This is a genomic window from Martelella alba (genome assembly GCF_005217455.1).
GTDB lineage: Bacteria > Pseudomonadota > Gammaproteobacteria > Enterobacterales > Enterobacteriaceae > Acerihabitans.
This window is the reverse complement of the sequence record NZ_SZPQ01000003.1, coordinates 49325-74705: the sequence shown is the minus strand read 5'-3', so window position 1 is coordinate 74705 and position 25381 is coordinate 49325. Positions and strand designations below refer to the sequence as shown.

The following is a 25381-nucleotide window of genomic DNA, read 5'->3' as shown; positions in this document are numbered from 1 at the left end:
CCGGCGCTGTGGGCTAACGCCGGTGGGTCCGCTGGTCCCGCCGGCCAGCGTTGTCTGCTGAATCGGCGGGTCCATGGCCGCGGCCCGGAAAAGGCGGTGTGGCGCGCATCAGGCGCCGGTCTGTTTGTTCAGATCCAGGCGCCCTTGGCTGTCCAGCGGGATCTTGGCGCCGGGATCGTGATCCATGCGGATTTTACCCTGCTCATCGCCGATTTTATAAGTGACGTCATAGCCAAGCAGTTTTTGCGACTTATCGTATACCGTTTCGCAGCGCTGCTGATTGGTGGTGTAGGTGTCATTATCCTGCATGCGGCCCTGGAGTTGATTACCCGTGTAACCGCCCGCCAGGGCGCCGGCGACCGTCGCCACATCCCTACCGTGCCCGCCGCCGAACTGATGGCCCAATACCCCGCCCGCCACGGCGCCTATCAGGGAACCGGCGATTTTGTTTTCGTCCTGCACCGGCCGGCGATGGGTAACCGTGATGGTACGGCACTGCTGGCGGGGGGTTTTGACGGTTTCATTGATAGGCGTGGCCGTTACGACTTGCGCATACTTGGGACCGGAGGTAAAAACATCCAGCCCGGCGACCGCCGCAACACCTGAAGCCGCCACAATACCTATGCCGACGCCGGCTAACAACGATTTATTCATGGCAAGTTCTCCTTGAATCAATGCGCGCACCGCTCCGATAACAGAGGCATGGCCCCGGTCGTCCCCGGACGAGACGCCGCGAGCGGCGCCAAACTGCCGTTCCGGGCCGGGACGGCTGGCGCGCGCTTTACGCCCCGGTAAGGTGGAGTCTGCCCGGTCATGTCAATATCGGCAATCAGACGAACGGCTAAAAATGGCGTTTAACATCGCGGTAACAGTAATTTTGAGAGAATTCTGAATCGATTTCCGTCCCTGATGGCTATTTTATGCTGACGCCAGCTGATTTCCGGCCGGCAAATGGCATCAGTGCAGTTTAAGATGCGGTCGAATAACCCGGTTGATACGGCCGACCAGCATCATCAATCCGGTTTTGACCATGCCGTGCAGGGCGATTTGGTGCATGCGGTACAAGGAGATGTACACCGCCCGGGCAATGCGTCCTTCGATCATCATGGAGCCGCGCATCAAATTGCCCATCAGGCTGCCGACGGTGCTAAACCGTGAAAGGGAAACCAGAGAGCCATGATCGCGGTAAACGTAGCGCTTCAGCGGCTTTGTTTGCAGAATCGCCAAGATATTGCCATATGCCAGGGTCGCCATTTGATGGGCCGCCTGGGCGCGCGGCGGAACGGGCCGGCCATTTTCCTGTGGACAGGAGGCGCAATCGCCGATGGCGAAAATAAACGGATCCCGCGTGGTTTGCAATGTCGCTTTCACCGCCAGTTGGTTGGCGCGATTGGTCTCCAAACCGGCGATATCCCGCATAAAGTCCGGCGCCTTGATACCGGCCGCCCAGACCATCAGTTCCGCCGGGATCCGTTCGCCGTCCTTGGTGGTCAGTCCATCGGGCTCGGCGCGGGTGATTGTGGTGCCGGTCAACACCCTTACGCCCATTTTCGTCAATTCCTGGTGCGCGGCGGAAGAAATCCGCGTCGGCAAAGCCGGCAAGATACGTTCTCCAGCCTCAATCAGCGTCACATTCAACGCCTGATTGTCGATTTTTTCAAAACCGTAGCCATGCAGTTCCTGGACGGCATTGTGCAATTCCGCCGACAGTTCGACGCCGGTCGCGCCGCCGCCGACAATGGCGATATTGACACGCTCGTTAACACTGGACTGGCTTGAGAAACGCAAAAACCGGTTGAGCATTTTATTATGGAAATGCTGCGCTTGCGCCGGATTATCCAGAAATATGCAATGTTCCTTAACGCCGGGAGTGCCGAAATCATTGGAAACGCTGCCCAGGGCCACGACCAGAATGTCATAGTCCAAATAACGTACCGGAACCAGCAGTTCGCCGGCACTGTCACGGATCTCGTCCAGCCGGCAGGTTTTCCTTTCGCGATCGATATCGCTTAGCGTACCCAGTTGAAAATGGAAATGGTGGTTATGGGCATGGGCCAGGTAACTGATGGCGTCGACGCCTTCATCCAGCGAACCGGTCGCCACCTCATGCAATAGCGGTTTCCATAGATGGCTGTGGTTACGATCCACCAGGGTGATTTCCGCCCGGCCCTTACGGCCAAGCCGGTTGCCCAGCCGGGTTGCCAACTCCAGACCGCCGGCGCCGCCGCCGATGATGATGATTTTTTTCAGCATTGAAGACAAATCAACCTCCAAATGTAAACCAAACGTTAAGTAAAGATAATGAATATCCTTATATTACACATGGTTACGTTACTTTGATTTTCCTAAAGGCAAGATTAACACGTCAGGTCATTTGGTCATACCAAAATTGATATATATCAATTCATACTCAAACTTTTTTGAGTTGCATCGCGTCGGCAAGCGGGATAAGCGGGATAAGCGGGATAAGCGGGATAAGCGGCTGATGTTACGCTAACGGAGGGATCACGCAAGATAAAGCTTCGCCAATGGACAAAAAGAACCCTCGGCATCTTGCATAAGACGCCGCTTGAGAGAACGCCATCGACGCCTGTTCGGCGATCGCCAGCTAGCCCAACGCTTTAAACGCCTGGATGCGCGCCAGATGCGGCGAGATACTCTTGAACTTGTGGGTTTGTTCCTCGTCCCAGATAATCTCGTAATAAGGCTTGAGCACATCGGCGCTGCGCTGGCTATTGAGGGCCTCGTCATGTCTTGATAACACCGTCAGACAGCGATCGCGGTTTTTTTCACGAAAATTCTCCACGCACTTGGTGGCGATGTCCAGATACTCTTCCGGCCTGTCGATTTTGCCGGGCATGTTTTCCTCGGGAAACAGATTGGGGTTGAAGATAACCTGGCGGATATCGCACAAAAAGCCGATACGCTCCGCCCAGAACCCTCCCAGTCCCACGCCGCAAATAAGAGGACGCTCGTCGTCGGTCAATTGCTGCATCTTATCGACTTCTTTAAGCAGATGCTGCATATCATGCCGCGGGTGGCGGGTACTGTAACTGATCAGTCGAACATCGCTATCGATAAACTGCAATTGCAGCACCTTTTCATGATTGCCGGGACTCGTTGAATCAAAACCGTGCAAATAGATGATCATCTCAACCCTCTTCTCAATACAGTCCGGTCGCTGATTTACCCGATGTCTCTCCTGTTGCGGCCACGACATCCGCCCTTGCCGACCCCTACCCCCCGGCGGCCCGCACTTTGTAAGCGAAGGCGCTTGCCGACCGGGGCAATAGGGACCCCGCCGGGCCTTGCTTATCGGCCACGGGATCCCGCCATCACTGCCGCTGCTCGGCCCAAAGCTGCGACAGCAAGCCGAGCTGCCTATGGGCTTGCCGCCATCTGACCGAGCCCGTCAAGGCGTTTCGAGAACAGATTCCGTGATGGTATAACGCCCCCAGGCCTTCAACATTGATCGGCGACAGGTTATCCAGCACCGATACCGCGCCGACACGGTTGTTGCAAACCAGAATCATATCGCAACCGGCGGCCAAAGCCGCCCGGGCCCGCTCGTCGTAGCCACCCAGTACCGCCGCGCCCGCCATGGACAGATCATCGGAAAAAACGATGCCTTTAAATCCCAATTCCTGCCGCAACACCGTTTTTAACCAAAAGGGGGAACCGCTGGCCGGATTGGGATCCGCCCGGGTGTAAACGACATGGGCCGGCATCACGGCGTGCAGGGCGCCACGACGGATCAACTCGGCGAATACCCGCATGTCTTCGGCGCAGATCTGCGCCAACGGCCGATCATCCGCCGGGGTTTCCTTATGGGAATCGGCCGTTACGGCGCCATGTCCCGGAAAATGTTTACCGGTGGCCCGCATACCGGCTTCATGCATGCCCGCGATAAAACTTTCCGCCAGAACGATCGCCTCGTCCGGCCGATGATGGAACGCCCGTTCACCGATGGCGGCGCACCCGTGGCCGATATCCAAGACCGGTGCAAAACTGATATCGATATCCATGGCGATCATTTCCGCGGCCATCAGCCAGCCGGCCTCGCGCGTCAATCGCAGCGCCTCGGGCATTTCACGCAGGGCCGCGTAGGCCTGGGCGGCCGGCAAACGGGTAAACCCCTCTTGAAACCGCTGCACCCGGCCGCCTTCCTGATCGACCGCCACCACCAGGCGTTGCCGAGAAACGCGCCGGATATCCTTGACGAGCGCCGCCAGCTGTTGCGGGTCAGCGTAATTCCGGCTAAAAAGGATCAGGCCGCCCACTAACGGATGCTGCAATATTTCACGTTCTTCATTATCCAGCTCATAGCTGGCGACATCCAACATCAACGGGCCCACGGCCACCTCAAATCGTATTCCATGTTTAGACGCGATAGCTCGCATGACGAGTATAGGCTATATCTTTCCCCCGCCCAAAGAGCCGTGCCGCCTCAACCCGGCAAAGCCAGCGCCCGGCGAAAAGGCATTCCTTGTATCAGGTAGGTTTCGCAACCGGTTTGCCGCCAGCGCGCTTCATGCCATAGCAGCATCAAATAGTCGGCCCAGGGCCGCCAGGCGGCGATGTGTCGTTGCAACACCGCCAGCGGATAACCGCCGGACCCGCCAAGATAAGCGGCCAGAAACGCGGCCTGCCCGGACTCATCGACGGCGTTGCCGCTAAACAGCGCCGCCAGTTCCAGCGCGATGTCACCGTCACTGGCATATTCCCAATCGATAAAACACAACGCGCCGTCAAGGGGTTGTACCACATTGGCGGCATGCAAATCCATGTGCAGAAGTGCCATTTGCAGGGACGCCGGCGTGCGGCAATGCAGCAAACGGCGATGCAGCCGCAACCAGGCCGGATTGTGTCTGGCCGGGTCGGTGGCCTGCCAGTAGCGGACAAAACGGGCCTGCAGCGCCAGAGGATAACCGCTGCGCGGCAAACGGTGCAACTGCCGCAGCCGCCGGGCCAGCGCCCCGTCCGTCCAAACCCGCCGCCATTGTTCGGCGGTGGGAGTATCGCCGGCCACCCATTCCACCAGCGACCAGCGGGGGGTCAATAACGCCGGACGCGGCGCCAACCCGCTGGAGGACACATGGCGGAGAATACGGTATTCGCGGCGGCCATCCGCCCCCAACAAGGTTTTTTCGGCTGAAACGGCGCGGGCCAGCCAGTCGCCGCCGCCCGTGCGTATGCGAAAGCTTTGCCCGGTCAGACCGTTTATCGGTTCCACGCGGCAATCGGCCAGAATAGGGGCGGGCGACAACCGGGACAGCGCCGCCATCAATTCGGGATTATTGCTGATCCTGCGTCGCTCCCTTTCCCGACCAGATGATCTCGCCGGTTTGCACCAGCATCAATTGCATATCCAACTCCGGCAGTTTGGCGTCGCCATCGGCGGTAGTGTATAAAACGTACTGGGCATTGACGTACCGGGCCAACCCCATCGCCTTGCCGCGCGATTCCAGACTATCTTCCGCCGACAATCCCAGCGCCTGCCTGGCCGAGGTCAATTGCGCCTGGCTGACAATCTTAAACGTGGCGTTCGACGCCAAGGCATTGTACAGCGCATCGGTCGCTTTGGCGGTCTGTAGGCTGCCGTTGGTATTATTTTTTATGGTATTAATGAGTAATACGCTACCCGGCGCGATCCCCTGGGTCGCGAGCATCTGTTGCACCAGCGGCGCGACGCTGGATTGCCAGTCGATGGTGACAAGCTTCGGCGGGGTCGGTACCCGTGATACCGGAGGGGGCGCCGACGGTTGCGATGGGGGCGGCTGTACCGGTTCGATGGGCGCAGGCTGCTGCTTTGGAGGGCGCGTGACGCACCCGGCCAGAACCAGGGCGGCGAGCAGAACAAAGGGGAACTTTTTCATTGTGGTTCACTCTAGCAGGATTCATAGATAAAGGTAGAGCCGGACCCGCCGGGCCTTAAGGTTGCCGGTAAAGGACTCGACCGTCACCGTCCCGCCGGCCGGAATCGACAAGGTTTGCACCGGGGGAAACGGCAGGATATCCAGACCTTGCCGATCGTACCAATAAAAACGGTAATGGATCGTTACCGGATGGGACTGGCCGTTGCGGATGGCGGCATAGGCCCGTTTGCGTCCCTGGACATCGCCGATGGCGGGACGATCAGCGGTGATGCCCGCCGTCGCCACCGACGAGTCCATCACGAGGGATTGCCGGTTATCGATGTTCAGGATCGGATGGCCGCCGCAACCGGCCAGCAACGGCAGGCAAAAGGCGAGCACCCCCGCAAGGCATATGGAGCGGCGCAGACAGTTGCGCATGTGTTTCCTCGGTTAACCCGCCAAAATCGGCCCTAACGCCCGTCCGCCCAACAAATGCATATGGAGATGATAGACTTCCTGGCCGCCGTGGCGGTTACAATTGACGATCAGGCGGAAACCGTCATCGGCGATGCCTTCCTGCTCGGCGATTTTCGCCGCGGCGGTGAACATGCGGCCCAACGCGGCCTCATGGGTGGCGGTCACATCATTGACGGTGGGGATCAGGATATTAGGCACGATAACGATATGGCTGGGCGCCTTGGGAGAAATATCGCGAAACGCGGTAACCAGCTCGTCTTGATAAACGATATCGGCTGGAATTTCCCGGCGAATGATTTTGCTGAAAATAGTTTCTTCTGCCATGACATCATTCCTTGTAGCAAACAACAGTTCGTGCAAGGAGTATGAGCGACATTCCCCCCCGGTTTCAACCTCGAACGGATTTAAATCTACGCGTCATACTTCACATTGCCTGTTTACTGGCGGCGCTGGCATAGATTCCCGACAAAAATATCACACATAAGCCAAACCTCAGGGAAACACGCGGATTTCCAGCCTGCGCCGGTCCCGAAAAAGCCGCCGGCGCAGGAGGACGCCCCCTCAGGCATACTGCCGCAGATAATCGTCCATATCGGTTTTCAGGTTATCGGAACGGGTACCGAAAATGGCCTGCACGCCGGAACCCGCCACCACCACCCCGGCGGCGCCCAGTAGTCTGAGTTCGGCCTGATCGACTTTGGAAATGTCCGCCACATTGATACGTAACCGGGTGATACAGGCGTCCAGGTTAATGATATTGTCCCGACCGCCGAACGCCTTGACCAATGCGCCGGCCATCTCGGTACCCATCCGGGAAAGCGGTTGGGTACTGACGGTTTCCCGACCTGGCGTCTTTAAGTCAAATTTGACAATCATCACCCGGAACAGGGTGTAATAGATAATGGCGTAGACGGCGCCCACCAACGGGAACAGCCATATCCGGCTACTGTTGCCGCTTAGCACCACAAAATCGATGAGGCCATGGGAGAAGCTGATGCCATCGCGCATGCCGAGCAAAATGCAAATCGGGAAAGCCAGCCCGGCCAGTATGGCATGGAACACATACAAGATTGGCGCGACAAAAAGAAAAGAAAATTCGATAGGTTCGGTAATGCCGGTCAGAAAAGCGGTCAATGCCGCCGAAATCATAATGCCGCCCACTTTGGCACGATTTTCCGGTCTGGCGGAATGCCAAATGGCGATAGCCGCCGCCGGCAGACCATACATTTTGAATAGATACCCGCCGGACAATTTGCCCGCCGTGGGATCGCCCGCCATATAGCGGGGAATATCGCCGTGAAATACCTGTCCGGCGGCGTTGGTATACTCTCCCACTTGCATTTGAAAAGGCACGTTCCAAATGTGATGCAGACCGAACGGCACCAGCGCGCGTTCCACGACGCCATAAATACCGAAAGCCACCACCGGATTCTGATAGGCCGCCCACTGGGAAAAATCCTGAATGGCGGCGCCGACGGGCGGCCAGATAAAGGACAGCGCCAGGCCGAGCACGATGGCGGCCAAACCGGAAATGATCGGCACGAAACGTTTGCCCGCGAAGAAACCCAGGTATTCCGGCAGCCGGATGCGGTAAAAACGGTTGAACATATACGCGGCGATGGCCCCCGCCAAAATGCCGCCCAGCACGCCGGTGTCCGCCAGATGCTTGGTGGCGACTTCGTCGGCTGGCAGATGCAGCACCAGCGGGGCCACCACCGACAGGGTTTCGACCATGATGCCATAGGCCACCACCGCCGCCAGGGCTGAAACGCCGTCATTGTTGGTAAAGCCCAGCGCGACGCCAATGGCGAATATCAACGGCATATTGGCGAACACCGAACCGCCGGCCTGCGCCATAACATGGGAAACAACGCCGGGAATCCAGGAGAACTCCGCCGATCCTACGCCCATCAGCAGGCCGGCAATAGGCAATACCGACACCGGCAGCATCAGCGATTTACCTACTTTCTGTAGATTGGCAAATGCATTTGTAAACATAGTGATAAATGCTCCTGAGTCAATACCGCTATTTTCTCCCGCCCGGCGGCGGGCAAAGACCGCATGGGGCCTTTGTTTATCGGTTTTACACCCGCCTGTTTTGCCGTCGTCTCATGGTTGGCCGCGTGCGCCGACACATTGCCGCAAGACGACTTGAATGCGTTGGGTATAAGGAAACTGAAGGTTTGCTTTTTTACGGAGAGTAAAATAAATCAACGAAAATCAATTTGATGACAATCACGTTTCCGTATTTGCAAACCGGCCGAAAGCAGAGATACCCGTGAGCGTCGCCGAGGGTCGCTGTGCGTGGGCGCGGCGCAAGATTACCCCGAAACGCCGGGGAATACGAGTCGAAAAACGCTTTTTTCCCCTGGTGGCTTACAGGGCCCCCGCCGGCAATGGAATGCGCAACCGATGCCGCGCCCGGCCAATGCATTGGCGGGGAGGAACACGCCCCCCCTGCCCCGGCCACAGCGATTTGCGGGGGGAAACGGGTGTTCTAGTCGGCCAGGCGCGCGGGATCTACGCCAAACAGGCGGCCAAAATTGGCGGTAGTGGCCGAGGCCAGCTCCGTTATGTCAATGCCTTTGAGCGCCGCCAGATAATCGGCCACATCGCGTACATACGCCGGCTGGTTTTCTTTGCCGCGGTAAGGGACGGGCGCCAGATAGGGCGAGTCGGTTTCCACCAACAGCCGATCCAGCGGGACGTAGCGCGCCGCCTCGCGTAATGCCTCAGCTTTTTTAAACGTGATCATGCCGGAAAATGAAATATAAAACCCCAGATCGAGCAGGGCTTTTGCCGTGGCGATATCCTCGGTGAAACAATGCAGCACGCCACCGCACCTGTCGGCCCCCGCTTCGCGCAGGATGGATAATGTATCCTCCCGCGCCGAGCGGGTATGGATGATAACCGGCTTGCCCAACTCGCGGCCAATGCGAATATGTTCGCGCAGGGAGGTTTGTTGTTCAGCCTTGTTGTCCTGCTGGTAATAATAGTCCAGCCCCGTTTCGCCCAGCGCCACCACCCGCGGGTCTGCCGCCAGACAGCGCAGTTCGCCGAAGTCATAGGGTTCATCCAGATTCAGGGGATGGACGCCGCACGAAACGAGCACATCGGCCCGGGGGCCAATAAGCGCAATCATTTTGCGATAACCGGACAATGTGGTGGCCACCGCCAGCATCATGCGGACATCCCGCGCGCGGGCTTTCGTCACGACATCGGCCACATCCCGATGAAGCGTAGCGTAGTCCAGTCCATCGAGGTGGCAGTGGGAATCAACTAAAAACATCCTATCGTCCTCTACAAAGTCCAGGGAGAAAGTGGTCCGCCCGCCGCCGTCGCCTCCCAGTCGAGCAATTGTCGGGTCAGCAATAGTTCACGGTTGATGCCCGGCGCGCTTTGATATTGCCGCCGGCAATCCAGCCACCGGTGCAACAGATGATGCAGGGCCGCCGCCGTATGACGCTCGGCCAGTTCGGCCACCAGCGGTAATTGGTCCTGGTTGATGGCGTATGCGCCGGCGCCCTGTTGCCATTTCAGCGCATCGGTAAACAACCCCAACAACCAGAACACGGGGGCATCATCTTTATCTTTATTGAGCAGCGGCAACAGCGACAGCGCATCCTGTTCGGACAGCGCACGGCGCACGGCGTCGCACAGCGCCTGCCGCTGCGCCCAACGTTCTGGCCGCAGTACCGTCAGCGCGGCGACGGGCGCGCCATTGGCAATGCGCAATGCCGTGCGGGCCTGTTCCACATCATCTATGCCTTGCCGCCGCAACCAACGTAATCCGACGGATTCCTCCGGGGTCGGCAACGCGTAATACAGACAACGGCTGCGCAGCGTGGGCAGCAGACGGGCCGGTTCCCGACAGGCCAGAATAAAAAACGTCTCTTCCGGCGGCTCTTCCAGCGTTTTCAACAGCGCGTTGGCCGCCTGTTCGGTCAAGGATTCGCAGTCATCCAACCAGACCACTTTGCCGCCGCCCTGGCGGGCGCGCTCATAAAGCGGATCGATCACCTGGCGAATGCTGTCCACACCGAGACTGGTCCGGCCTTTTTCCGGCTCCGGCCGGTAAAAATCCGGATGAGTGCCCGCCAACATCAGCTGACAACTGCGGCATCGGCCGCAACTTTTGCCCCCATCCGGCCGCAGGCAAATTAGCCAGCGGCTGAGGGCATAACACAGCGATTCCCCGCCGATGCCCGGCAGGGCATGCAGTAGCAGGGCATGGTGGCCCCGGCCCGTGCGGTAGCCATCGATAATCTGACGATAAGGCGCAGTCAGCCAGGGATACCAATTCATGGCCGTGGCGCCTCTTGCCGCGCGAGCCAGCGAGCCAGCTCGGCGCGTACCGCCGCCGCGACCCGCTCCTGGTTTTGCCCGGCATCTACCGTGATAATGGCGGGGTCCTGTCCCGCCAGCTCAAGGTAACGTTGTCGGGTACGCTCAAAAAAAGCCAGGGATTGCCGCTCAATGCGATCCAGGCCACCTCGGGCGCTGGCGCGCTGTAAACCTTGTGCCGGCGGCAAATCCAAATAAAGCGTCAGGTCGGGGCGAAACGCGCCCAAGGCCAAATCGCGCAGCGTGGCCAACACCTGCGCGTCAATGCCGCGACCGCCGCCCTGATAGGCTTGAGACGACAAATCATGTCGATCGCCCACCACCCAAGCGCCGCGCGCCAGCGCCGGCTTGATCACATTTTCCACCAACTGGACCCGGGCCGCATACAGCATCAGCAATTCAGCTTTGTCGGTCACTTCATCCCCTTCGACGCCCTCTTTGATTAGCCGGCGCAATGCTTCCCCAAGCGGTGTTCCGCCCGGCTCACGGGTCATGACAATCTCCTGCACGCCGTGGCGTCGCAACGTCTCGACGACAGTTTGAATGACGGTGGTTTTGCCGGCGCCTTCCAGCCCCTCGACGACGACGAATTTACTGTCCATGGGTTTCCTTAATACTTTCGCGATAAAGCTGTACGGCTTTATTATGACTCGCTAAATTGCTGCTGAACACATGCCGGCCCTTGCCATCGGCCACAAAATAAAGATAGGTCGTTTTTTCCGGATGGGCGGCGGCCTCCAAAGAGGCCAGCCCAGGCATGGCGATGGGTGTCGGCGGCAGTCCGTGGATCTGGTAGGTATTGAAGGGCGTCGCCTCGTCGAGATCCTGACGGCTGATAACACCTTTGTAACGATCGCCCATACCATAAATGACGGTGGGATCCGTTTGCAAGCGCATCCCGAGCCGCAGGCGATTGACGAACACCGACGCCACCTTGGCCCGCTCATCGGGTACGCCGGTTTCTTTTTCGATGATAGACGCCATGATAAGCAAATCGTCCGGCGTCTTGTAGGGCAAACCGTCCGCTTTGGTTCGCCAGACATTATCCAGCGTCTTATCCATGCGCTGCCATGCCCGCTTCAATATCGCGGTATCGGCGGTCTGCGCCGTATAGAGATAGGTATCTGGATAAAAACGCCCTTCAAGGGGCAGCGTCGGATTCAGCCCTAATTTTGCCGCCAGACCATCTGGCGGCACACCGGCCAGGGTATGTTTCACATAAGGGGCTTTTGCCAGGATAGCCAGCCACTCTTTCAGGGTCGACCCCTCAATGAAACGGATGGCAAATTGCGCCTCGCGCCCGCTGACCAGCAACTCCAGCATCTGGCGTACCGTCATGCCCGGCGTGAACCGGTAAGTGCCCGCCTTGAACTTAGCCAGCCCCGGCTCCAATTGCCATAACCAGGGCAGCCAGCCGGCATGCCGCACGATATGCTGTCGCCTCAGGGCGGCCATCAGTCCTTCCCGTCCGGTGCCGGCAGGCAGGGTGAAGATCTTTTCCTCCTTGATGGACAAAGGCGCCGCGGCGAAGTGCCTGAGCTGTATCAGGCAATATGCCGCCAAAACGATCAATAGCGCCGGAATGGCGATGAAAAGCGATAACTTTTTTTTCATGCACAAACTCTGTTAGCAATTCGGTTTGAGAAAATCGAACAAGGTCCGCTCTGTGTAACTACGGTCGGCAAACCGGCTAGCGGGTAATACCGGCATTAACGCGTTGCACAGCACCAGCTCATCCGCTTCGGCCAACACTGCCGGCAAGGCATCCGTCTGGCGCAACGTAAAAGCCGAATCGGCCAGCATTGCCATGATATGCCGCCGCATGACCCCGGCTACACCAGCCTGTGACAAGGTCGGCGTGTAGACGTCCCGTCCGCGCCGCCAGAAAATATTGGCCGCGCTGCATTCCGTCACATAACCCCGGGCATCCAGCACCACCGCGTCATCGGCTTGCGCCGTTTGCGACAAATGCGCGCGGACAAGCACTTGCTCCAGCCGGTTCAGATGCTTTATTCCGGCTAACAGCGGACTACAAGCCAGCCTCACCGGACTGAGGCAAAGACAAACCCCCCTGTCACGCCATGACGGATAATGCGCCGGCATGGCACCGAGCGACATAATGCGTATCGGTGCCGAAACGCCTTCCCGTCCGTAGCCACGACCGCCGGCGCCCCGGCTGATGATGACTTTGAGTACGCCTTCGCCGGCGTGTTCCGCGACGATGCGCATTTCCCGCTCCAGTTCCGCTCGGTCGATGGCGGGAAACAGCAGGCGCTCCCCGGCTTGCGTCAGGCGGTCGAGATGATAGGGCAGCAAATCGATACCGCCGTCGCGGATCCGGGCGGTAGTGAAGAAGCCGTCGCCATAGTGGATGGCGCGATCGGTTAGCGACAAATGACGCCGGGGTTGTCCGTTTATCCAATACATATGCCACCTGTCTGCTCCGGCCGGAAACGGGACAAAAAAATGGCCCGTTTAACGGGCCATTCGGCACTTTGTGGGTTTATATTCTGCGAAACACCAGTGAACCATTGGTGCCGCCGAAACCGAAGGAATTACACAATGTGTATTCCATACCGGCAACATGGCGGGCTTCATGAGGCACGTAATCCAAATCGCAATCCTCGCTGGGATTATCGAGATTGATGGTGGGCGGAATAGCCTGATCGCGCAGGGCCAAAACGCTGAAAATCGCTTCAATGGCGCCGGCCGCGCCCAGCAGGTGGCCGGTCATCGACTTGGTGGAGCTGATCATGACCTGGCGGGCGTACTCTTTAAACACCGCTTTCACGGCAAAGGTTTCCGCTTTATCGCCTACCGGCGTCGACGTTCCATGCGCATTAATATAATCGATTCTGGCCGGAACGATACCCGCATCACGCAGCGCGTTTTCCATCGCCATCGCCGCGCCCGCGCCATTTTCCGGCGGCGCGGTCATATGGTAGGCATCGCTGCTCATGCCGAAACCCACCAGCTCCGCATATATTTTGGCGCCGCGTTTCCTGGCATGCTCGTATTCTTCCAACACCATAACCCCGGCGCCGTCCCCCAGCACAAAGCCGTCGCGATCCCGATCCCATGGACGGCTGGCGGCCGTGGGATCGTCATTGCGGGTCGACAATGCGCGCGCGGCGCCGAAACCGCCGATGCCCAGCGGCGTGCTGCCTTTTTCCGCCCCGCCGGCCAACATGGCGTCCGCATCGCCATAGGCGATAATCCGCGCGGCATGGCCAATGTTATGGACGCCGGTGGTACAGGCGGTGGCGACGCAAATACTGGGGCCGCGCAATCCGCACATGATGGACAGATGGCCGGCAATCATATTGACGATGGTGGAGGGAACGAAGAAGGGGCTGATTTTGCGCGGCCCGCCATTGATAAGCGCGCTGTGGTTTTCCTCAATTAGGCCCAGTCCGCCAATACCGGAGCCGATGGCGGCGCCGACCCGCACGGCGTTTTCCTCGGTAATGGCCAGTCCGGAATCCCGCAGCGCCTGTATCCCGGCGGCAATGCCATACTGGATGAAAATATCCATCTTGCGCGCGTCTTTGCGCGAGAGATATTCGTCGCTGTTAAAATCTTTTACTAAGCCCGCAAATCGCGTTGCAAAGGCAGTAGTATCAAAATGGTCGATCGGGCCAATGCCACTCTGTCCGGCAAGGAGCGCGCTCCACGTAGATTCTACGGTATTGCCAACAGGAGACAACATGCCGAGTCCGGTCACAACTACTCGACGCTTAGACACGCTTGTCCTCCACGGAGGGATAAATATGAGACTGTGGGACAAAAAACTTAGGCGGTCGAGTGACCGCCTAGGGATGTTCGCTTACTGTTGGCTGGCTTGAATAAAATCAATCGCTGCCTGAACAGTAGTGATTTTCTCAGCTTCTTCGTCCGGAATCTCAGTGTCGAATTCTTCTTCCAGCGCCATTACCAGCTCAACAGTGTCGAGGGAGTCAGCGCCGAGGTCATCAACGAAGGAAGCGTTGTTGGTCACTTCTTCCTTCTTAACACCCAGTTGCTCGGCGATGATTGCCTTAACGCTTTCTTCGATAGTGCTCATACTCTTAAATTTCCTATCAAAACTCGCTTTCGCGATGGTTTTCGTAGTGTATAAAATGTTGAAAAAGATGCAACTAAATCCCGGCTGGTCAAACCACGATTTTATGCTATTTTGCGGTTTTTACCACAAATAACGCAAATGATTTTCGTGCTTTTTACAGCATATACATGCCGCCATTGACATGTATCGTTTCGCCGGTAATGTATGCCGCTTCGTCGGAAGCGAAAAAAGCAACAGCACTGGCCACTTCACCGGGGTCGCCGAGACGGTTGGCCGGTATCCGGGAGAGAATGTCCGCCCGGTGTTCCTCGGTCAGCGCCTCGGTCATGTCCGTCGCGATAAATCCCGGCGCCACCACATTGACGGTGATGCCGCGCGAGGCCACTTCGCGCGCCAGGGATTTGCTAAAACCGATCAGTCCGGCCTTGGCGGCGGCGTAATTCGTTTGTCCGGCATTGCCCATCGCCCCGACAACGGAACCGATGGTGATGATTCTGCCATAGCGCTTTTTCATCATCGCCCGCATGACCGCTTTGGACATACGGAACACCGAGGTCAGATTAGTATCAAGGATAGCCTGCCATTCCTCATCTTTCATGCGCATGAGCAGATTATCCCGGGTAATCCCGGCATTATTAACCAAAATGTCGACTTCGCCAAATTCTGCGCGGACTTTTTCCAAAAGCCGGTCAATGGACCCGCTATCGGAGACATTCAGTTGCAGCCCCTTGCCCCGTTCCCCAAGATAAGCGCTAATGGCATCGGCGCCCTGTTCGCTGGTGGCGGTACCGATGACCGTGGCGCCGCCTTGCGTCAGCTTGTCAGCGATGGCGCGGCCGATTCCGCGGCTGGCCCCCGTCACCAGGGCGATTTTACCTTCGAAACTCATTGTATTCCCCATTGTCAATCGGCAAGCGCCGCCGTCAGCGAGGCGGGGTCATTGACTGCCGCGCCGGTTAAAGTATCGACTATGCGTTTGGTCAACCCCGTGAGAACTTTGCCGGGACCGACTTCCAACAGCGTATTTGCGCCATGCTCCGCCAGGAATTGCACGGTTTCCGTCCAACGGACCGGATGATAAAGCTGACGGACCAGCGCGTCGCGGATCGCATCGGGTTCCGTTTCAGCTTTGACGTCGACGTTATTGATAACCGGTATCGCCGGAACCGCGAAACGGATGCTGTCCAGCGCCTGCGCCAGCTTCCTGGCGGCGGGCTCCATCAGCGCGCAATGCGAAGGCACGCTGACCGGCAACGGCAGCGCCCGTTTCGCGCCGGCCGCCTTGCACGCCGCCCCGGCGCGCTCCACCGCTTCTTTATGGCCGGCGATAACCACCTGCCCCGGCGAGTTGAAATTCACCGGCGATACCACCTGCCCCTGGGCCGCTTCCCGGCAGGCCTTGGCGATGGCGTCGTTGTCCAGGCCGATAATGGCCGACATGGCGCCAACGCCGGCAGGCACCGCTTCCTGCATCAATTCGCCGCGCAGTTCCACCAGTTTGGCCGCCTCGGCGAAATCCAGCACGCCGGCACAAACCAGCGCTGAATATTCGCCCAGGCTATGACCCGCCAGCCAAGCCGGCGTCCGGCCGCCCTGACGCCGCCATACCCGCCAGACCGCCACCGACGCGGCCAGCAGCGCCGGCTGGGTTTGCCAGGTTTTGTTCAACTCATCAGCCGGCCCTTGCTGCGTCAAAGCCCATAAATCGTAACCCAGCGCGGCGGAAGCTTCGCCGAAGGTTTCCTCGACGAGAGGGTACGCCGCGGCCAGATCCGCCAGCATACCGACTGATTGCGATCCCTGCCCCGGAAAAACCATTGCCAATACAGTCATATTATTATTCCTGTTATACTCGCCATACTTCACGTTGCATCTTTGTTGGCAGCGTTTGCCCGCCCCGCTCGCCGGGCATCCCGGCGCCGGTGATCGTCGCGCGTGAAAACATCGCCGCGGCTCGCAATCCGTCAGACGCGGATCAATAGCAAATCAGCGCCGAGCCCCAGGTGAAACCGCCGCCGAACGCCTCCAGCATGATAAGCTGGCCCCGCTTGATACGTCCGTCACGCACCGCCTCGTCCAACGCCAGAGGCACCGACGCCGCCGAGGTGTTCCCGTGCCGATCCAGCGTCACCACCACTTTGTCCATGCTCATGTTCAGCCGCTTCGCCGTCGCCGTGATAATGCGCAGGTTCGCCTGATGGGGCACCAACCAGTCCAGTTCCGATCGATCCCGTCGGTTGGCGCTGAGGGTTTCATCGACGATATGCGCCAGCTCGGTGACCGCCACCTTGAAAACCTCATTGCCAGACATGGTCAGATACGCCGGCTGGTTCAGGTCGAGGCGATTATGATAGGGCAATATCAATAACTGTCCGTAACGGCCATCGGCATGCAGATGAGTGGAGAGGATACCGGGTTGCTCGCTGCGCCCCAGCACAACGGCGCCGGCACCGTCGCCAAAGAGTATCAGGGTGCCGCGGTCATCGGGATTCAGCGTCCGGCTCAGCGTATCCGAGCCGACCACCAGCGCGTAATCCACCGCGCCGCCCTTGACATATTGGTCCGCCATGCCCAAAGCATAGGCGAAACCCGCGCAAGCCGCCGCCATATCAAAAGCGATGGTGTCGCGGATGCCCAACTCAAGCTGTATCTCACAGGCGGAACTGGGGAAAGCGTTGCTGGAGGATGTCGTGGCGACGATAATCAGGCCGACGCGATCAGCCGGAATATCGGCCATCGCCAGCGCCTGACGCGCGGCGGCGACGCCCATGGACGATACCGTTTCATCCGCAGCGGCGATACGGCGTTCACGTATACCGGTTCGCGTCACGATCCATTCGTCGGAAGTCTCCACCATTTTTTCCAGGTCCTGGTTAGACCTGACTTGCGCCGGAAGATAACTGCCGGTGCCGAGAATCTTAGTATACATGTACGCTTAGTGACTCTTGGGTAAAACCGCATCCAGGCGTGCGGCGATTCGCTCGGGAATTTGCCGCTCCACCGCAAGCATGGCCTGTTCGATCGCGACGGTAAACGCGCGCTGATTCGCCGCGCCGTGGCTTTTGATAACCGTACCGCGAAGACCTAATAGGCATGCGCCATTGTATTGATCAGGATTGAGATGGCCGAACTGGCGGGCGAGACGTTTTTTCATCCAGCTTTTCACCAACCGCATAAGCCAACTTTGTCCGCCGCCGTCTCCAGAAGATTTGAGCAAAGACAAAAAAAGTCTTATCACCCCTTCCATGGTCTTTAATGTGACATTACCGACAAACCCGTCACAAACCAGCACTTCGGTCTTGCCGGTGAGCAATTCGTTGGCTTCAAGGTATCCGATATAATTCATGGACGGAATACCGCGCAGGATCGCCGCCGCCTGATGGATGTAATCCAGCCCCTTGGTTTCTTCCTCGCCGATATTAAGCAAGGCCACCCGCGGGTTTTCCGCGCCGACGATATCCTCCGCCACCACCGCGCCCATCACCGCGAACTGCGCCAGCATCTCGCCGCTGCATTCCACATTGGCGCCCAGATCCAGCACGACGGTCTTGCCCCGCAGCCGATGCGGCAATACGGTCATCAACGCCGGCCGCTGGATGCCTTCTAGGGGCTTGATAAGCATTTTCGCCAGCCCCATCAACGCGCCGGTGTTGCCGGCGCTGACGCAGGCCTGGGCCCGTCCGGCCTTGATCAACTCCAGCATAACGCGCATGGAAGTACCGCGGCTGGCCCGGATGGCCGCTGACGGTTTGGCATCGCCGGCGATGACCAATTCTGCGCCGATGACAGTCGCGCGTCCGCGCAGAGCGGCATCGGTCCGGGTTAACAGTGGATTGATCGCGGCGGGGTCGCCGACCAGCAGCAATTCTAGCTGCGGATGAGAAGCCAGTGCCTGCAAAGCGGCAGGCACTGTGACGGCGGGACCGAAATCACCACCCATTGCATCTAACGCAAGGGTTAGACGTCTCAATCTATCGCCTGCGGATTACTTGGCGATAACTTTGCGACCGCGGTAATAACCGTCGGCAGTGACATGGTGACGTAGATGGGTTTCACCGGAAGCTTTGTCGACCGACAGGGTGGACGTGGTCAGCGCGTCGTGGGAACGGCGCATGCCACGGGTGGAACGGGACGGTTTGGTTTGTTGTACGGCCATGGACCTTACTCCTTATTGCTTACGCTTTAAACTGGCTAATACGGAAAACGGATTGGGTTTATCAGCCTCGGGCGGCAGTCTACCGAATACTTGTTCCGCTTCGGACACTTCACAGTGTTCAGGATCATGAGCCGGGGCGATTGGCAAGGAAAGAATAATTTCATCTTCAATCATCGCCAGCAAATCCACCTCGCCGAATTCATCGGGAAAGACCGCTTCATACGCTTCCGGCAAAGCCTCAGCCTGATCGTCGTCGACCACCGGGCTAAAGCTGAATGTCGTGCTCACCTGATACGCGAACGGCTGGTTGCAACGCTGGCATGTCAGCGTCACCGTCACGTCCGCATTGCCCCTGATAACCGTCAGGCGCTGATTATCCACATCGAAGGACAACGATGCCTGAACATCGCTATCCACGCTCACCACGGATTCAGCGACGCGACTGACCTGCTCAGGACCATAGACTCCGACGTAGTCCAGGCGCTTCTGAGCGGCGCGCGCCGCATCGATGGTCAGGGGTAATTTTACCTTTTGCATAGGGCGCGCATATTAACGTCGTAACGACCTAGAGTCAAAGGAAAAGGCGAATAAAGCATGCCTTTCGCCATTATTCGCTTACGAAGCGGCGAACAGTGTAAAATGCGTCGGGTCCATACGCCACCTTCGGATGCAAAATTATGTGCAAAATCGTATTAGCGTCGTCGTCGCCGTTTCGTCGCGCGCTGTTGGAGAAATTGCGTCTGCCCTTCGTCAGCGCCGCGCCGGAAATAAACGAAACGCCGCTGCCGGGCGAAACGGCGCCGGACATGGTGCGTCGACTGTCGGCCGCCAAAGCGCGGGCGCTTGATGCGGTTTTCGACCGGCACCTTATCATCGGCTCGGATCAGTGCTGCGTGCTGGAGGGGAAAATCACCGGCAAACCCCTTAATCGGGATGACGCCGTGGCGCAACTGCGCAGCGCCAGCGGCAGGAAAGTGATCTTTTATACCGGTCTGTCGCTGCTCAATAGCGCGACCGGACGACTGCAACAAACGGTCGAGCCGTATTCGGTAACGTTTCGCGTTTTGTCGGAACCGGAAATCGCGGCCTACATAGACGCGGAACAGCCCCTCGATTGCGCCGGCAGTTTCAAAAGCGAGGGGCTGGGAATAACGTTATTCGACGCGTTGGACGGCCGCGACCCCAACACGCTGATAGGCCTGCCGCTCATCGCGCTGGCGGCCATGCTGCGCAACGAAGGCGTCAATCCTCTGACCGGCGCGCGGCCGGTTGCTGCCGATTAGCCCGCAGGTAGCGGAGGCATCGGCGAAGCTCTTCATCCAGCGGCGCGTCGATCCGCAGGGTTTCGCCGGTGGCCGGATGTTCGAAACAAAGCGACGCCGCATGGAGAAACAGGCGGCGTAAGCCGGATCCGTTCAGCAGCCGATCAAATTCCCGATCGCCATAGCGGTCGTCAAACGCGATGGGATGCCCGGCATATTGCGCGTGTACGCGAATCTGGTGGGTACGGCCGGTGACCGGACTGGCCTTTACCAGCGAGGCCTGTGCGAAACGCTCTTCCACCTTGAAACGCGTTTCGGACGGTTTCCCTTCAACGCCAACCCGCACGATGCGCTCGCCGCTGGCCAGGATGTTCTTCACCAATGGCGCGGCCACCGTCTTATTATGGGAAGGCCATTCGCCCCGCACCAGCGCCAAGTAATCCTTTTGCATGCCCTTGGCGCGCAATTGCTCATGGAGCGCCCGCAGGGCCGAGCGTTTTTTAGCCACCAGCAGCACGCCTGACGTATCGCGATCAAGCCGATGCACCAGCTCGAGAAAACGCGCCTGCGGCCGCAATGCCCGCAATCCCTCAATCACCCCGAAACGCAATCCGCTGCCGCCATGCACCGCCGTGCCGGAAGGCTTATTCAGGACCAGCAGATGCTCATCCTCGTACAATATCGCCGCATCCAGCGCGGCGACTTTGTCCAGGTGCACCGAAACCGGCGCCTGTTCCTCCGAAGACTGGCGTACCGGCGGGATGCGCAGTTCATCGCCGCCCTCCAGTTTGTATTCCGGTTTGACGCGTTTTTTATTGACCCGCACTTCTCCTTTTCTCAAGATGCGATAAATCAGGCTTTTGGGCACGCCTTTTAAATGGGTACGCAAAAAATTGTCGATTCGCTGGCCGGCCTGCTCAGCGGAAATGGTGATAAATTGTACGCCGACGCTATTCTCATTCATGGTAGGCGATTCTAAATATAGCGCCGACATAGCGCCACTTCTTTTTCTGTGCTTAACTGTGCATTAATCGGCGAAAAGATGATGGGAGTTTCGGCCCGGCGCAACCGCCTGCCAGCGCAATATCTCCTTAAGTCCGAAACTTGTTGCCGAGAGGTAAAGTTGCCTTGCTATAAGTGTGTCAGCAGTGGAATAATGTCATAACTTTCCACGCGGATCCCTTAAAGGCGATGAAACGTGGAATTTTTTAAATTTGCCTGATAGGTCATACACGCGGCAATGGCGTAAGACGTATTGAACTATCAGTCAGTTAGCGGGCTGCGGATTGCAGCTTGGCCGGCAAAAGGAATTCGTTCTGGCGACAGATTTCAGACGCTATTCCCTCAGCAAAAGTGCTGTCTTTCTCTCTGAAAACAGGCTACCGAAATAATGCGCCCCTCTGCTAGCGACAACCGTGAGGTTGACGGTATTGCGACAAATCACGGGGCCGTCGGTGAAAATCCGGTCAGCGTCTTTTTTGCCCGCAGCTCTGATGCCAATGCATAAAAAATGAGTAAGTTGAAGATGAAGAGAATGTTAATAAACGCGACTCAACAGGAAGAGTTGCGTGTTGCCCTGGTAGACGGCCAGCGGCTCTACGATCTGGATATAGAAAGCCCCGGTCACGAGCAAAAAAAAGCCAATATTTACAAGGGTAAAATAACCCGTATTGAACCCAGTCTTGAAGCGGCGTTTGTGGATTATGGCGCCGAACGGCACGGATTCCTCCCTCTCAAAGAAATCGCCCGCGAATACTTCCCCCCGCAATATGCCGCGCACGGCCGTCCCAATATCAAGGATGTGCTGCGCGAAGGACAGGAGGTGATTGTTCAGGTCGATAAGGAGGAACGCGGCAACAAAGGCGCGGCGCTGACCACATTTATCAGCCTGGCCGGCAGTTATCTGGTCCTGATGCCGAATAATCCGCGGGCTGGCGGCATATCCCGCCGGATAGAAGGCGATGATCGCACCGAGCTGAAAGAAGCCCTGTCCTCGCTGGAATTGCCCGACGGTATGGGTCTTATCGTCCGCACCGCCGGCGTCGGCAAATCGGCCGATGCGCTGCAATGGGATTTGGCGTTTCGACTTAAGCACTGGGAAGCCATAAAAAAAGCGGCCGAAGGCCGTCCGGCGCCTTTTCTGATTCATCAGGAGAGCAACGTCATCGTGCGGGCTTTTCGCGATTATCTGCGTCCGGACATCGGAGAGATCCTTATCGATAATCCGACCGTGCTGGAGAAGGCCAAAGAGCATATCGCCTCCCTTGGCCGGCCGGATTTCACCAGCAAAATCAAGCTTTACAGCGGCGAAATCCCCCTTTTCAGCCATTACCAGATCGAATCGCAGATTGAATCGGCTTTTCAGCGCGAAGTCCGCCTCCCATCGGGCGGGTCCATTGTTATCGACACCACCGAAGCGTTGACGGCCATCGACATCAACTCCGCCCGTTCGACGCGCGGCGGCGATATCGAAGAAACCGCCTTTAATACCAATCTTGAGGCGGCCGACGAGATTGCCCGGCAACTGCGCCTGCGCGATCTCGGCGGGCTCATCGTGATCGATTTCATCGACATGACGCCGGTACGGCACCAGCGGGAAGTGGAAAATTGCCTGCGCGAGGCCGTTCGCCAGGATCGCGCCAGGATCCAGATCGGCCGTATCTCGCGGTTCGGCCTGCTGGAATTGTCCCGGCAACGGCTAAGTCCGTCCCTGGGAGAATCCAGTCATCATGTTTGCCCGCGCTGCGGCGGCACCGGCACGATCCGCGATAACGAATCGCTTTCTCTGTCCATTTTGCGGCTGATTGAAGAAGAAGCGCTGAAAGAAAACACCCATGAGGTGCATGCCATCGTGCCGGTGCCTATCGCGTCATATCTGCTCAACGAGAAGCGCGACGCGGTAAATGCCATCGAACGTCGCCAAGGCGGCGTGCGGGCCATTGTTGTTCCCAACGATCAGATGCAAACGCCCCATTACGCGGTATTGCGTGTGCGCAAGGGCGAAGAAGCCCCCACGCTGAGTTACCTGTTGCCGCAACTGCATGAAGCGGAAATGGCCCAGCCCTCCGAAGAGCCGGCCGCCGAGCGCCGATTGCCCGAACAACCCGCGCTGGCCGCCTTCGCGTTGCCGGATTCGCCGCCGCTTGTCACCAATGCGGGCAACCATGCCGCCGTTGCCGAACGGGAGACGGTAAAAGTCGACGCGCCAGCGGCGACCGCGCCGGTCGACGGCGGTTTGATGGGCCGGTTGTTCACCCGACTTAAAGGCTGGTTTGGCGCGTCGGCGCAAGAGGAATCCGCCGTCGTTCCGCCGGAGCGGGCCGTAGAGGAATCCGAAACGCCCCGCCGGCAAGACCGGCGCGCGCAGCGCCGCCAAAACGGCCGCCGCGATCGCAACGGCGATCGGGAGCCGCGCTCCACGCCGGAAAGCCGGCCTTCACGGGAACGGCGAGAGGATGTCCGTAAGGGCAAACGGCAGGCAGCGCCGGCCGAGATGGAAAATGCCGTCGACACGGCAACTGAAAAAACGCCAAATGATTCGCAACAGCCGGCGCAGCGCCGTGAACGCAATCGCCGCCGCCAGGAGGATAAGCGTCAGGCGTTGTCGGAAGAAAAAGCGTTGCCAACCGATATCGTCGCCGACGCTAGCGAGACAGTCAGCGATGAAGATCAGCCGACACCGATCGTACCTCGCCGCCAGCGCCGCCAGCTCACCCAGAAGGTCCGGATAACCGATAGCGCCGAAAGCGCGCAGCCGGACGCTGTGATTGAGTCGACGGCCGATACGCCGGCGCAACGGGAAAAACTGCTGCCGGCGCCGGTGGAAAACCAGGAAATCGCCGCCGCCGACATGGCCAACGACACGGCGCGCAATAATGGGGGCGAAACGGGCTTGCCGCGTCGTTCCCGCCGTTCTCCGCGCCATCTGCGGGTGAGCGGCCAGCGCCGTCGCCGCTATCGTGACGAACGCTATCTCGGCCAGTCGCCGGTTCCGTTGTCCGGCGCCGTAGCGTCGCCGGAAATGGCTTCGGGCAAGGTCTGGATCCGTTATCCGGTTGCCCCGGTGGAACAACCTGAAGCCGTCTTCCCGCACGAAACAGCCGGCGACGCGCTTCATGGAATCGCGCTGGGGCAGGAAAGCGATAATGCCTTTGATGAGGCGGCGGTGTCCGCCCCCCTATCGCCGGAGACACAGCCGGAAATAACGCCGGTACCCGAGCGGCCCACCCCGGCGCAGGAGGCTGGCGTCAATGACGTACCGTCGGTTATCGCGACCGAGGATCTGCCGACGTCATGGGCGATGCTGTCCGCTGCCAAGCCGGCGGAGATCGTTACCGATGAGCCTTACGGCAGCAAGAAAGCCGGCACATCATTCACGGCCGACGAGCCGGAAGATCGCCCCGCGGACGCCGCACCCGCGCATGACTCCGCCACGCGCGATGGGGGAGTTGACGGCCATGAGCCGGTCAGTGAGCCCGCCAGCGGGTCAGCCACGGCTGTCGCGCCGTCCGCCGTTGCGGCGCCGGCCGAATCCCCCGCCGCCGAAACGCCCTTGAGCCCCGTTGCCGAGCCTGTTGCGCCGAGCGAACAGGCCGAACCGCCCCGGCCAGTGGTCCACTACCTTTCCGATACGGTCATCGCCGCGCTGCACGTGTCGAGAAAGCCGGCATTTACCGAGGCGCCGCCGACCGCCGAGCCAAACGACAACGTCTCCCCCAGTGAGGCCGCCGCGCCGGCGGTCGTTGCCGACCCGCCATCGGCACGGCCCCATGTCAGCGCCCCCATGACCAAGGCGCCTGCGCCGGCTTATGTGGCCTCGGACGCCAAAGTCAGCCATTGGCAGCGCCCGGATTACGCCTTTAGCGGGCGCGGCGCGGCGGGCGGCCATGCCGCGGTCACCCACGCCGATGCCCCGGCGTCGAAACCCGCCCCGACGGAAAAAGACCAATAGGCGCCCGCATTTGCCCGCTCCTTTCAGACCCGCTCCGGCGGGTCTGACTTTATTTAAAGCAGGGGCCTAGGAAAATTTCAGCCGCCTCGCGGTAAAATATGCCGGAAAGACAGTCTGCATACGTCAAGTCACATCACGGCGGCTAATGCGCGATCGCCGCCAGCCAAGAGACGATGTGAAGTATGATGAGTATGGCGATAGTGTAAAAAACAGTACCACCGGTTGCGCGTGGGCTATCCCGGCGGCAGCGGACTTTGCATACTGTTTTTTACG

The 25381-nt window shown here is 58.8% G+C and carries 25 protein-coding genes; 2 read left to right on the top strand and 23 right to left on the bottom strand.

Annotated elements, in window-relative coordinates; all coding sequences use genetic code 11:
- Positions 1-108: 108 nt before the first annotated feature.
- From FCN80_RS04510 to yceD, 22 genes are all read right to left on the bottom strand, one after another.
- Positions 109-654, bottom strand: a complete 546-nt coding sequence (locus FCN80_RS04510) for a glycine zipper 2TM domain-containing protein (RefSeq protein WP_136988710.1) — start codon at positions 652-654, stop codon at positions 109-111.
- A gap of 303 nt (positions 655-957) precedes the next feature.
- On the bottom strand, positions 958-2253 hold the full coding sequence (locus FCN80_RS04505; RefSeq protein ID WP_306767837.1) for an NAD(P)/FAD-dependent oxidoreductase: 1296 nt from the start codon (positions 2251-2253) through the stop codon (positions 958-960).
- 355 nt (positions 2254-2608) lie between these two features.
- Positions 2609-3151 carry an alpha/beta hydrolase YcfP gene (gene ycfP, locus FCN80_RS04500; RefSeq protein WP_136988708.1) on the bottom strand — a complete coding sequence of 181 codons (543 nt, stop codon included), beginning with the start codon at positions 3149-3151 and terminating at the stop codon, positions 2609-2611.
- A 184-nt stretch (positions 3152-3335) separates the two neighbouring features.
- A complete protein-coding gene (nagZ, locus tag FCN80_RS04495) occupies positions 3336-4355 on the bottom strand; it encodes a beta-N-acetylhexosaminidase (RefSeq protein WP_170975317.1) in 1020 nt (339 codons plus the stop codon).
- 92 nt (positions 4356-4447) lie between these two features.
- Positions 4448-5284, bottom strand: a complete 837-nt coding sequence (locus tag FCN80_RS04490; protein ID WP_136988706.1) for a phosphotransferase — start codon at positions 5282-5284, stop codon at positions 4448-4450.
- A gap of 10 nt (positions 5285-5294) precedes the next feature.
- Entirely contained in the window at positions 5295-5876 is a 582-nt protein-coding gene (lpoB, locus tag FCN80_RS04485) for a penicillin-binding protein activator LpoB (protein ID WP_136988705.1), read from the bottom strand.
- Positions 5877-5897: 21 nt separating this feature from the next.
- Complete coding sequence (locus FCN80_RS04480; protein ID WP_136988704.1) at positions 5898-6293, bottom strand: YcfL family putative periplasmic lipoprotein; 396 nt, start codon at positions 6291-6293, stop codon at positions 5898-5900.
- 12 nt (positions 6294-6305) lie between these two features.
- The gene (gene hinT / locus FCN80_RS04475; protein WP_136988703.1) at positions 6306-6656 is read right to left on the bottom strand and encodes a purine nucleoside phosphoramidase; all 351 of its coding nucleotides are present in this window, start codon (positions 6654-6656) and stop codon (positions 6306-6308) included.
- Positions 6657-6893: 237 nt separating this feature from the next.
- Positions 6894-8330: a PTS glucose transporter subunit IIBC gene (gene ptsG / locus FCN80_RS04470; RefSeq protein ID WP_136988702.1), complete on the bottom strand. Its 1437-nt coding sequence runs from the start codon at positions 8328-8330 to the stop codon at positions 6894-6896.
- Between the two features lie 499 nt (positions 8331-8829).
- Positions 8830-9621 carry a metal-dependent hydrolase gene (locus FCN80_RS04465; RefSeq protein ID WP_136988701.1) on the bottom strand — a complete coding sequence of 264 codons (792 nt, stop codon included), beginning with the start codon at positions 9619-9621 and terminating at the stop codon, positions 8830-8832.
- A gap of 11 nt (positions 9622-9632) precedes the next feature.
- Complete coding sequence (gene holB / locus FCN80_RS04460) at positions 9633-10637, bottom strand: DNA polymerase III subunit delta' (RefSeq protein WP_136988700.1); 1005 nt, start codon at positions 10635-10637, stop codon at positions 9633-9635.
- Complete coding sequence (tmk, locus tag FCN80_RS04455) at positions 10634-11278, bottom strand: dTMP kinase (protein WP_136988699.1); 645 nt, start codon at positions 11276-11278, stop codon at positions 10634-10636. The genes holB and tmk overlap by 4 nt, the downstream gene beginning before the upstream one ends.
- Entirely contained in the window at positions 11268-12290 is a 1023-nt protein-coding gene (gene mltG, locus FCN80_RS04450; protein ID WP_136988698.1) for an endolytic transglycosylase MltG, read from the bottom strand. Before mltG ends, tmk begins: the two co-directional genes overlap by 11 nt.
- Before the next feature lie 12 nt (positions 12291-12302).
- Entirely contained in the window at positions 12303-13103 is an 801-nt protein-coding gene (pabC, locus tag FCN80_RS04445; protein WP_136988697.1) for an aminodeoxychorismate lyase, read from the bottom strand.
- A gap of 76 nt (positions 13104-13179) precedes the next feature.
- On the bottom strand, positions 13180-14463 hold the full coding sequence (fabF, locus tag FCN80_RS04440) for a beta-ketoacyl-ACP synthase II (RefSeq protein ID WP_373880318.1): 1284 nt from the start codon (positions 14461-14463) through the stop codon (positions 13180-13182).
- Between the two features lie 39 nt (positions 14464-14502).
- Positions 14503-14739, bottom strand: coding sequence for an acyl carrier protein (gene acpP, locus FCN80_RS04435; protein WP_136988695.1), 237 nt, complete (start codon positions 14737-14739; stop codon positions 14503-14505).
- A 154-nt stretch (positions 14740-14893) separates the two neighbouring features.
- On the bottom strand, positions 14894-15628 hold the full coding sequence (fabG, locus tag FCN80_RS04430; RefSeq protein WP_136988694.1) for a 3-oxoacyl-ACP reductase FabG: 735 nt from the start codon (positions 15626-15628) through the stop codon (positions 14894-14896).
- A 14-nt stretch (positions 15629-15642) separates the two neighbouring features.
- Positions 15643-16572, bottom strand: a complete 930-nt coding sequence (gene fabD / locus FCN80_RS04425; protein ID WP_136988693.1) for an ACP S-malonyltransferase — start codon at positions 16570-16572, stop codon at positions 15643-15645.
- A 142-nt stretch (positions 16573-16714) separates the two neighbouring features.
- Positions 16715-17668, bottom strand: coding sequence for a beta-ketoacyl-ACP synthase III (locus FCN80_RS04420; protein WP_136988692.1), 954 nt, complete (start codon positions 17666-17668; stop codon positions 16715-16717).
- A 6-nt stretch (positions 17669-17674) separates the two neighbouring features.
- Positions 17675-18709: a phosphate acyltransferase PlsX gene (gene plsX / locus FCN80_RS04415; RefSeq protein WP_136988691.1), complete on the bottom strand. Its 1035-nt coding sequence runs from the start codon at positions 18707-18709 to the stop codon at positions 17675-17677.
- A gap of 15 nt (positions 18710-18724) precedes the next feature.
- Positions 18725-18895: a 50S ribosomal protein L32 gene (gene rpmF / locus FCN80_RS04410; protein WP_136988690.1), complete on the bottom strand. Its 171-nt coding sequence runs from the start codon at positions 18893-18895 to the stop codon at positions 18725-18727.
- Positions 18896-18907: 12 nt separating this feature from the next.
- A complete protein-coding gene (gene yceD, locus FCN80_RS04405) occupies positions 18908-19432 on the bottom strand; it encodes a 23S rRNA accumulation protein YceD (RefSeq protein WP_136988689.1) in 525 nt (174 codons plus the stop codon).
- A gap of 140 nt (positions 19433-19572) precedes the next feature.
- Here yceD and FCN80_RS04400 point away from each other — a divergent pair, with 140 nt between their 5' ends.
- The gene (locus tag FCN80_RS04400; RefSeq protein WP_136988688.1) at positions 19573-20178 is read left to right on the top strand and encodes a Maf family protein; all 606 of its coding nucleotides are present in this window, start codon (positions 19573-19575) and stop codon (positions 20176-20178) included.
- On the opposite strand, the gene rluC is transcribed toward FCN80_RS04400, so the two are convergent.
- Positions 20138-21121, bottom strand: a complete 984-nt coding sequence (gene rluC / locus FCN80_RS04395; RefSeq protein WP_136988687.1) for a 23S rRNA pseudouridine(955/2504/2580) synthase RluC — start codon at positions 21119-21121, stop codon at positions 20138-20140. The genes FCN80_RS04400 and rluC overlap by 41 nt on opposite strands.
- A gap of 561 nt (positions 21122-21682) precedes the next feature.
- On the opposite strand from rluC, the gene rne reads away from it, so the two are divergent.
- On the top strand, positions 21683-25108 hold the full coding sequence (gene rne, locus FCN80_RS04390) for a ribonuclease E (RefSeq protein ID WP_136988686.1): 3426 nt from the start codon (positions 21683-21685) through the stop codon (positions 25106-25108).
- Positions 25109-25381: the final 273 nt, after the last annotated feature.

Coding starts and splice junctions, on each gene's coding strand:
- FCN80_RS04510 (WP_136988710.1), bottom strand. CDS start 654: ATGAATAAATCGTTGTTAGCCGGCGTCGGCATAGGTATTGTGGCGGCT.
- FCN80_RS04505 (WP_306767837.1), bottom strand. CDS start 2,253: ATGCTGAAAAAAATCATCATCATCGGCGGCGGCGCCGGCGGTCTGGAG.
- ycfP (WP_136988708.1), bottom strand. CDS start 3,151: ATGATCATCTATTTGCACGGTTTTGATTCAACGAGTCCCGGCAATCAT.
- FCN80_RS04490 (WP_136988706.1), bottom strand. CDS start 5,284: ATGGCGGCGCTGTCCCGGTTGTCGCCCGCCCCTATTCTGGCCGATTGC.
- lpoB (WP_136988705.1), bottom strand. CDS start 5,876: ATGAAAAAGTTCCCCTTTGTTCTGCTCGCCGCCCTGGTTCTGGCCGGG.
- FCN80_RS04480 (WP_136988704.1), bottom strand. CDS start 6,293: ATGCGCAACTGTCTGCGCCGCTCCATATGCCTTGCGGGGGTGCTCGCC.
- hinT (WP_136988703.1), bottom strand. CDS start 6,656: ATGGCAGAAGAAACTATTTTCAGCAAAATCATTCGCCGGGAAATTCCA.
- ptsG (WP_136988702.1), bottom strand. CDS start 8,330: ATGTTTACAAATGCATTTGCCAATCTACAGAAAGTAGGTAAATCGCTG.
- FCN80_RS04465 (WP_136988701.1), bottom strand. CDS start 9,621: ATGTTTTTAGTTGATTCCCACTGCCACCTCGATGGACTGGACTACGCT.
- holB (WP_136988700.1), bottom strand. CDS start 10,637: ATGAATTGGTATCCCTGGCTGACTGCGCCTTATCGTCAGATTATCGAT.
- tmk (WP_136988699.1), bottom strand. CDS start 11,278: ATGGACAGTAAATTCGTCGTCGTCGAGGGGCTGGAAGGCGCCGGCAAA.
- mltG (WP_136988698.1), bottom strand. CDS start 12,290: ATGAAAAAAAAGTTATCGCTTTTCATCGCCATTCCGGCGCTATTGATC.
- pabC (WP_136988697.1), bottom strand. CDS start 13,103: ATGTATTGGATAAACGGACAACCCCGGCGTCATTTGTCGCTAACCGAT.
- acpP (WP_136988695.1), bottom strand. CDS start 14,739: ATGAGCACTATCGAAGAAAGCGTTAAGGCAATCATCGCCGAGCAACTG.
- fabG (WP_136988694.1), bottom strand. CDS start 15,628: ATGAGTTTCGAAGGTAAAATCGCCCTGGTGACGGGGGCCAGCCGCGGA.
- fabD (WP_136988693.1), bottom strand. CDS start 16,572: ATGACTGTATTGGCAATGGTTTTTCCGGGGCAGGGATCGCAATCAGTC.
- FCN80_RS04420 (WP_136988692.1), bottom strand. CDS start 17,668: ATGTATACTAAGATTCTCGGCACCGGCAGTTATCTTCCGGCGCAAGTC.
- rpmF (WP_136988690.1), bottom strand. CDS start 18,895: ATGGCCGTACAACAAACCAAACCGTCCCGTTCCACCCGTGGCATGCGC.
- yceD (WP_136988689.1), bottom strand. CDS start 19,432: ATGCAAAAGGTAAAATTACCCCTGACCATCGATGCGGCGCGCGCCGCT.
- FCN80_RS04400 (WP_136988688.1), top strand. CDS start 19,573: ATGTGCAAAATCGTATTAGCGTCGTCGTCGCCGTTTCGTCGCGCGCTG.
- rluC (WP_136988687.1), bottom strand. CDS start 21,121: ATGAATGAGAATAGCGTCGGCGTACAATTTATCACCATTTCCGCTGAG.
- rne (WP_136988686.1), top strand. CDS start 21,683: ATGAAGAGAATGTTAATAAACGCGACTCAACAGGAAGAGTTGCGTGTT.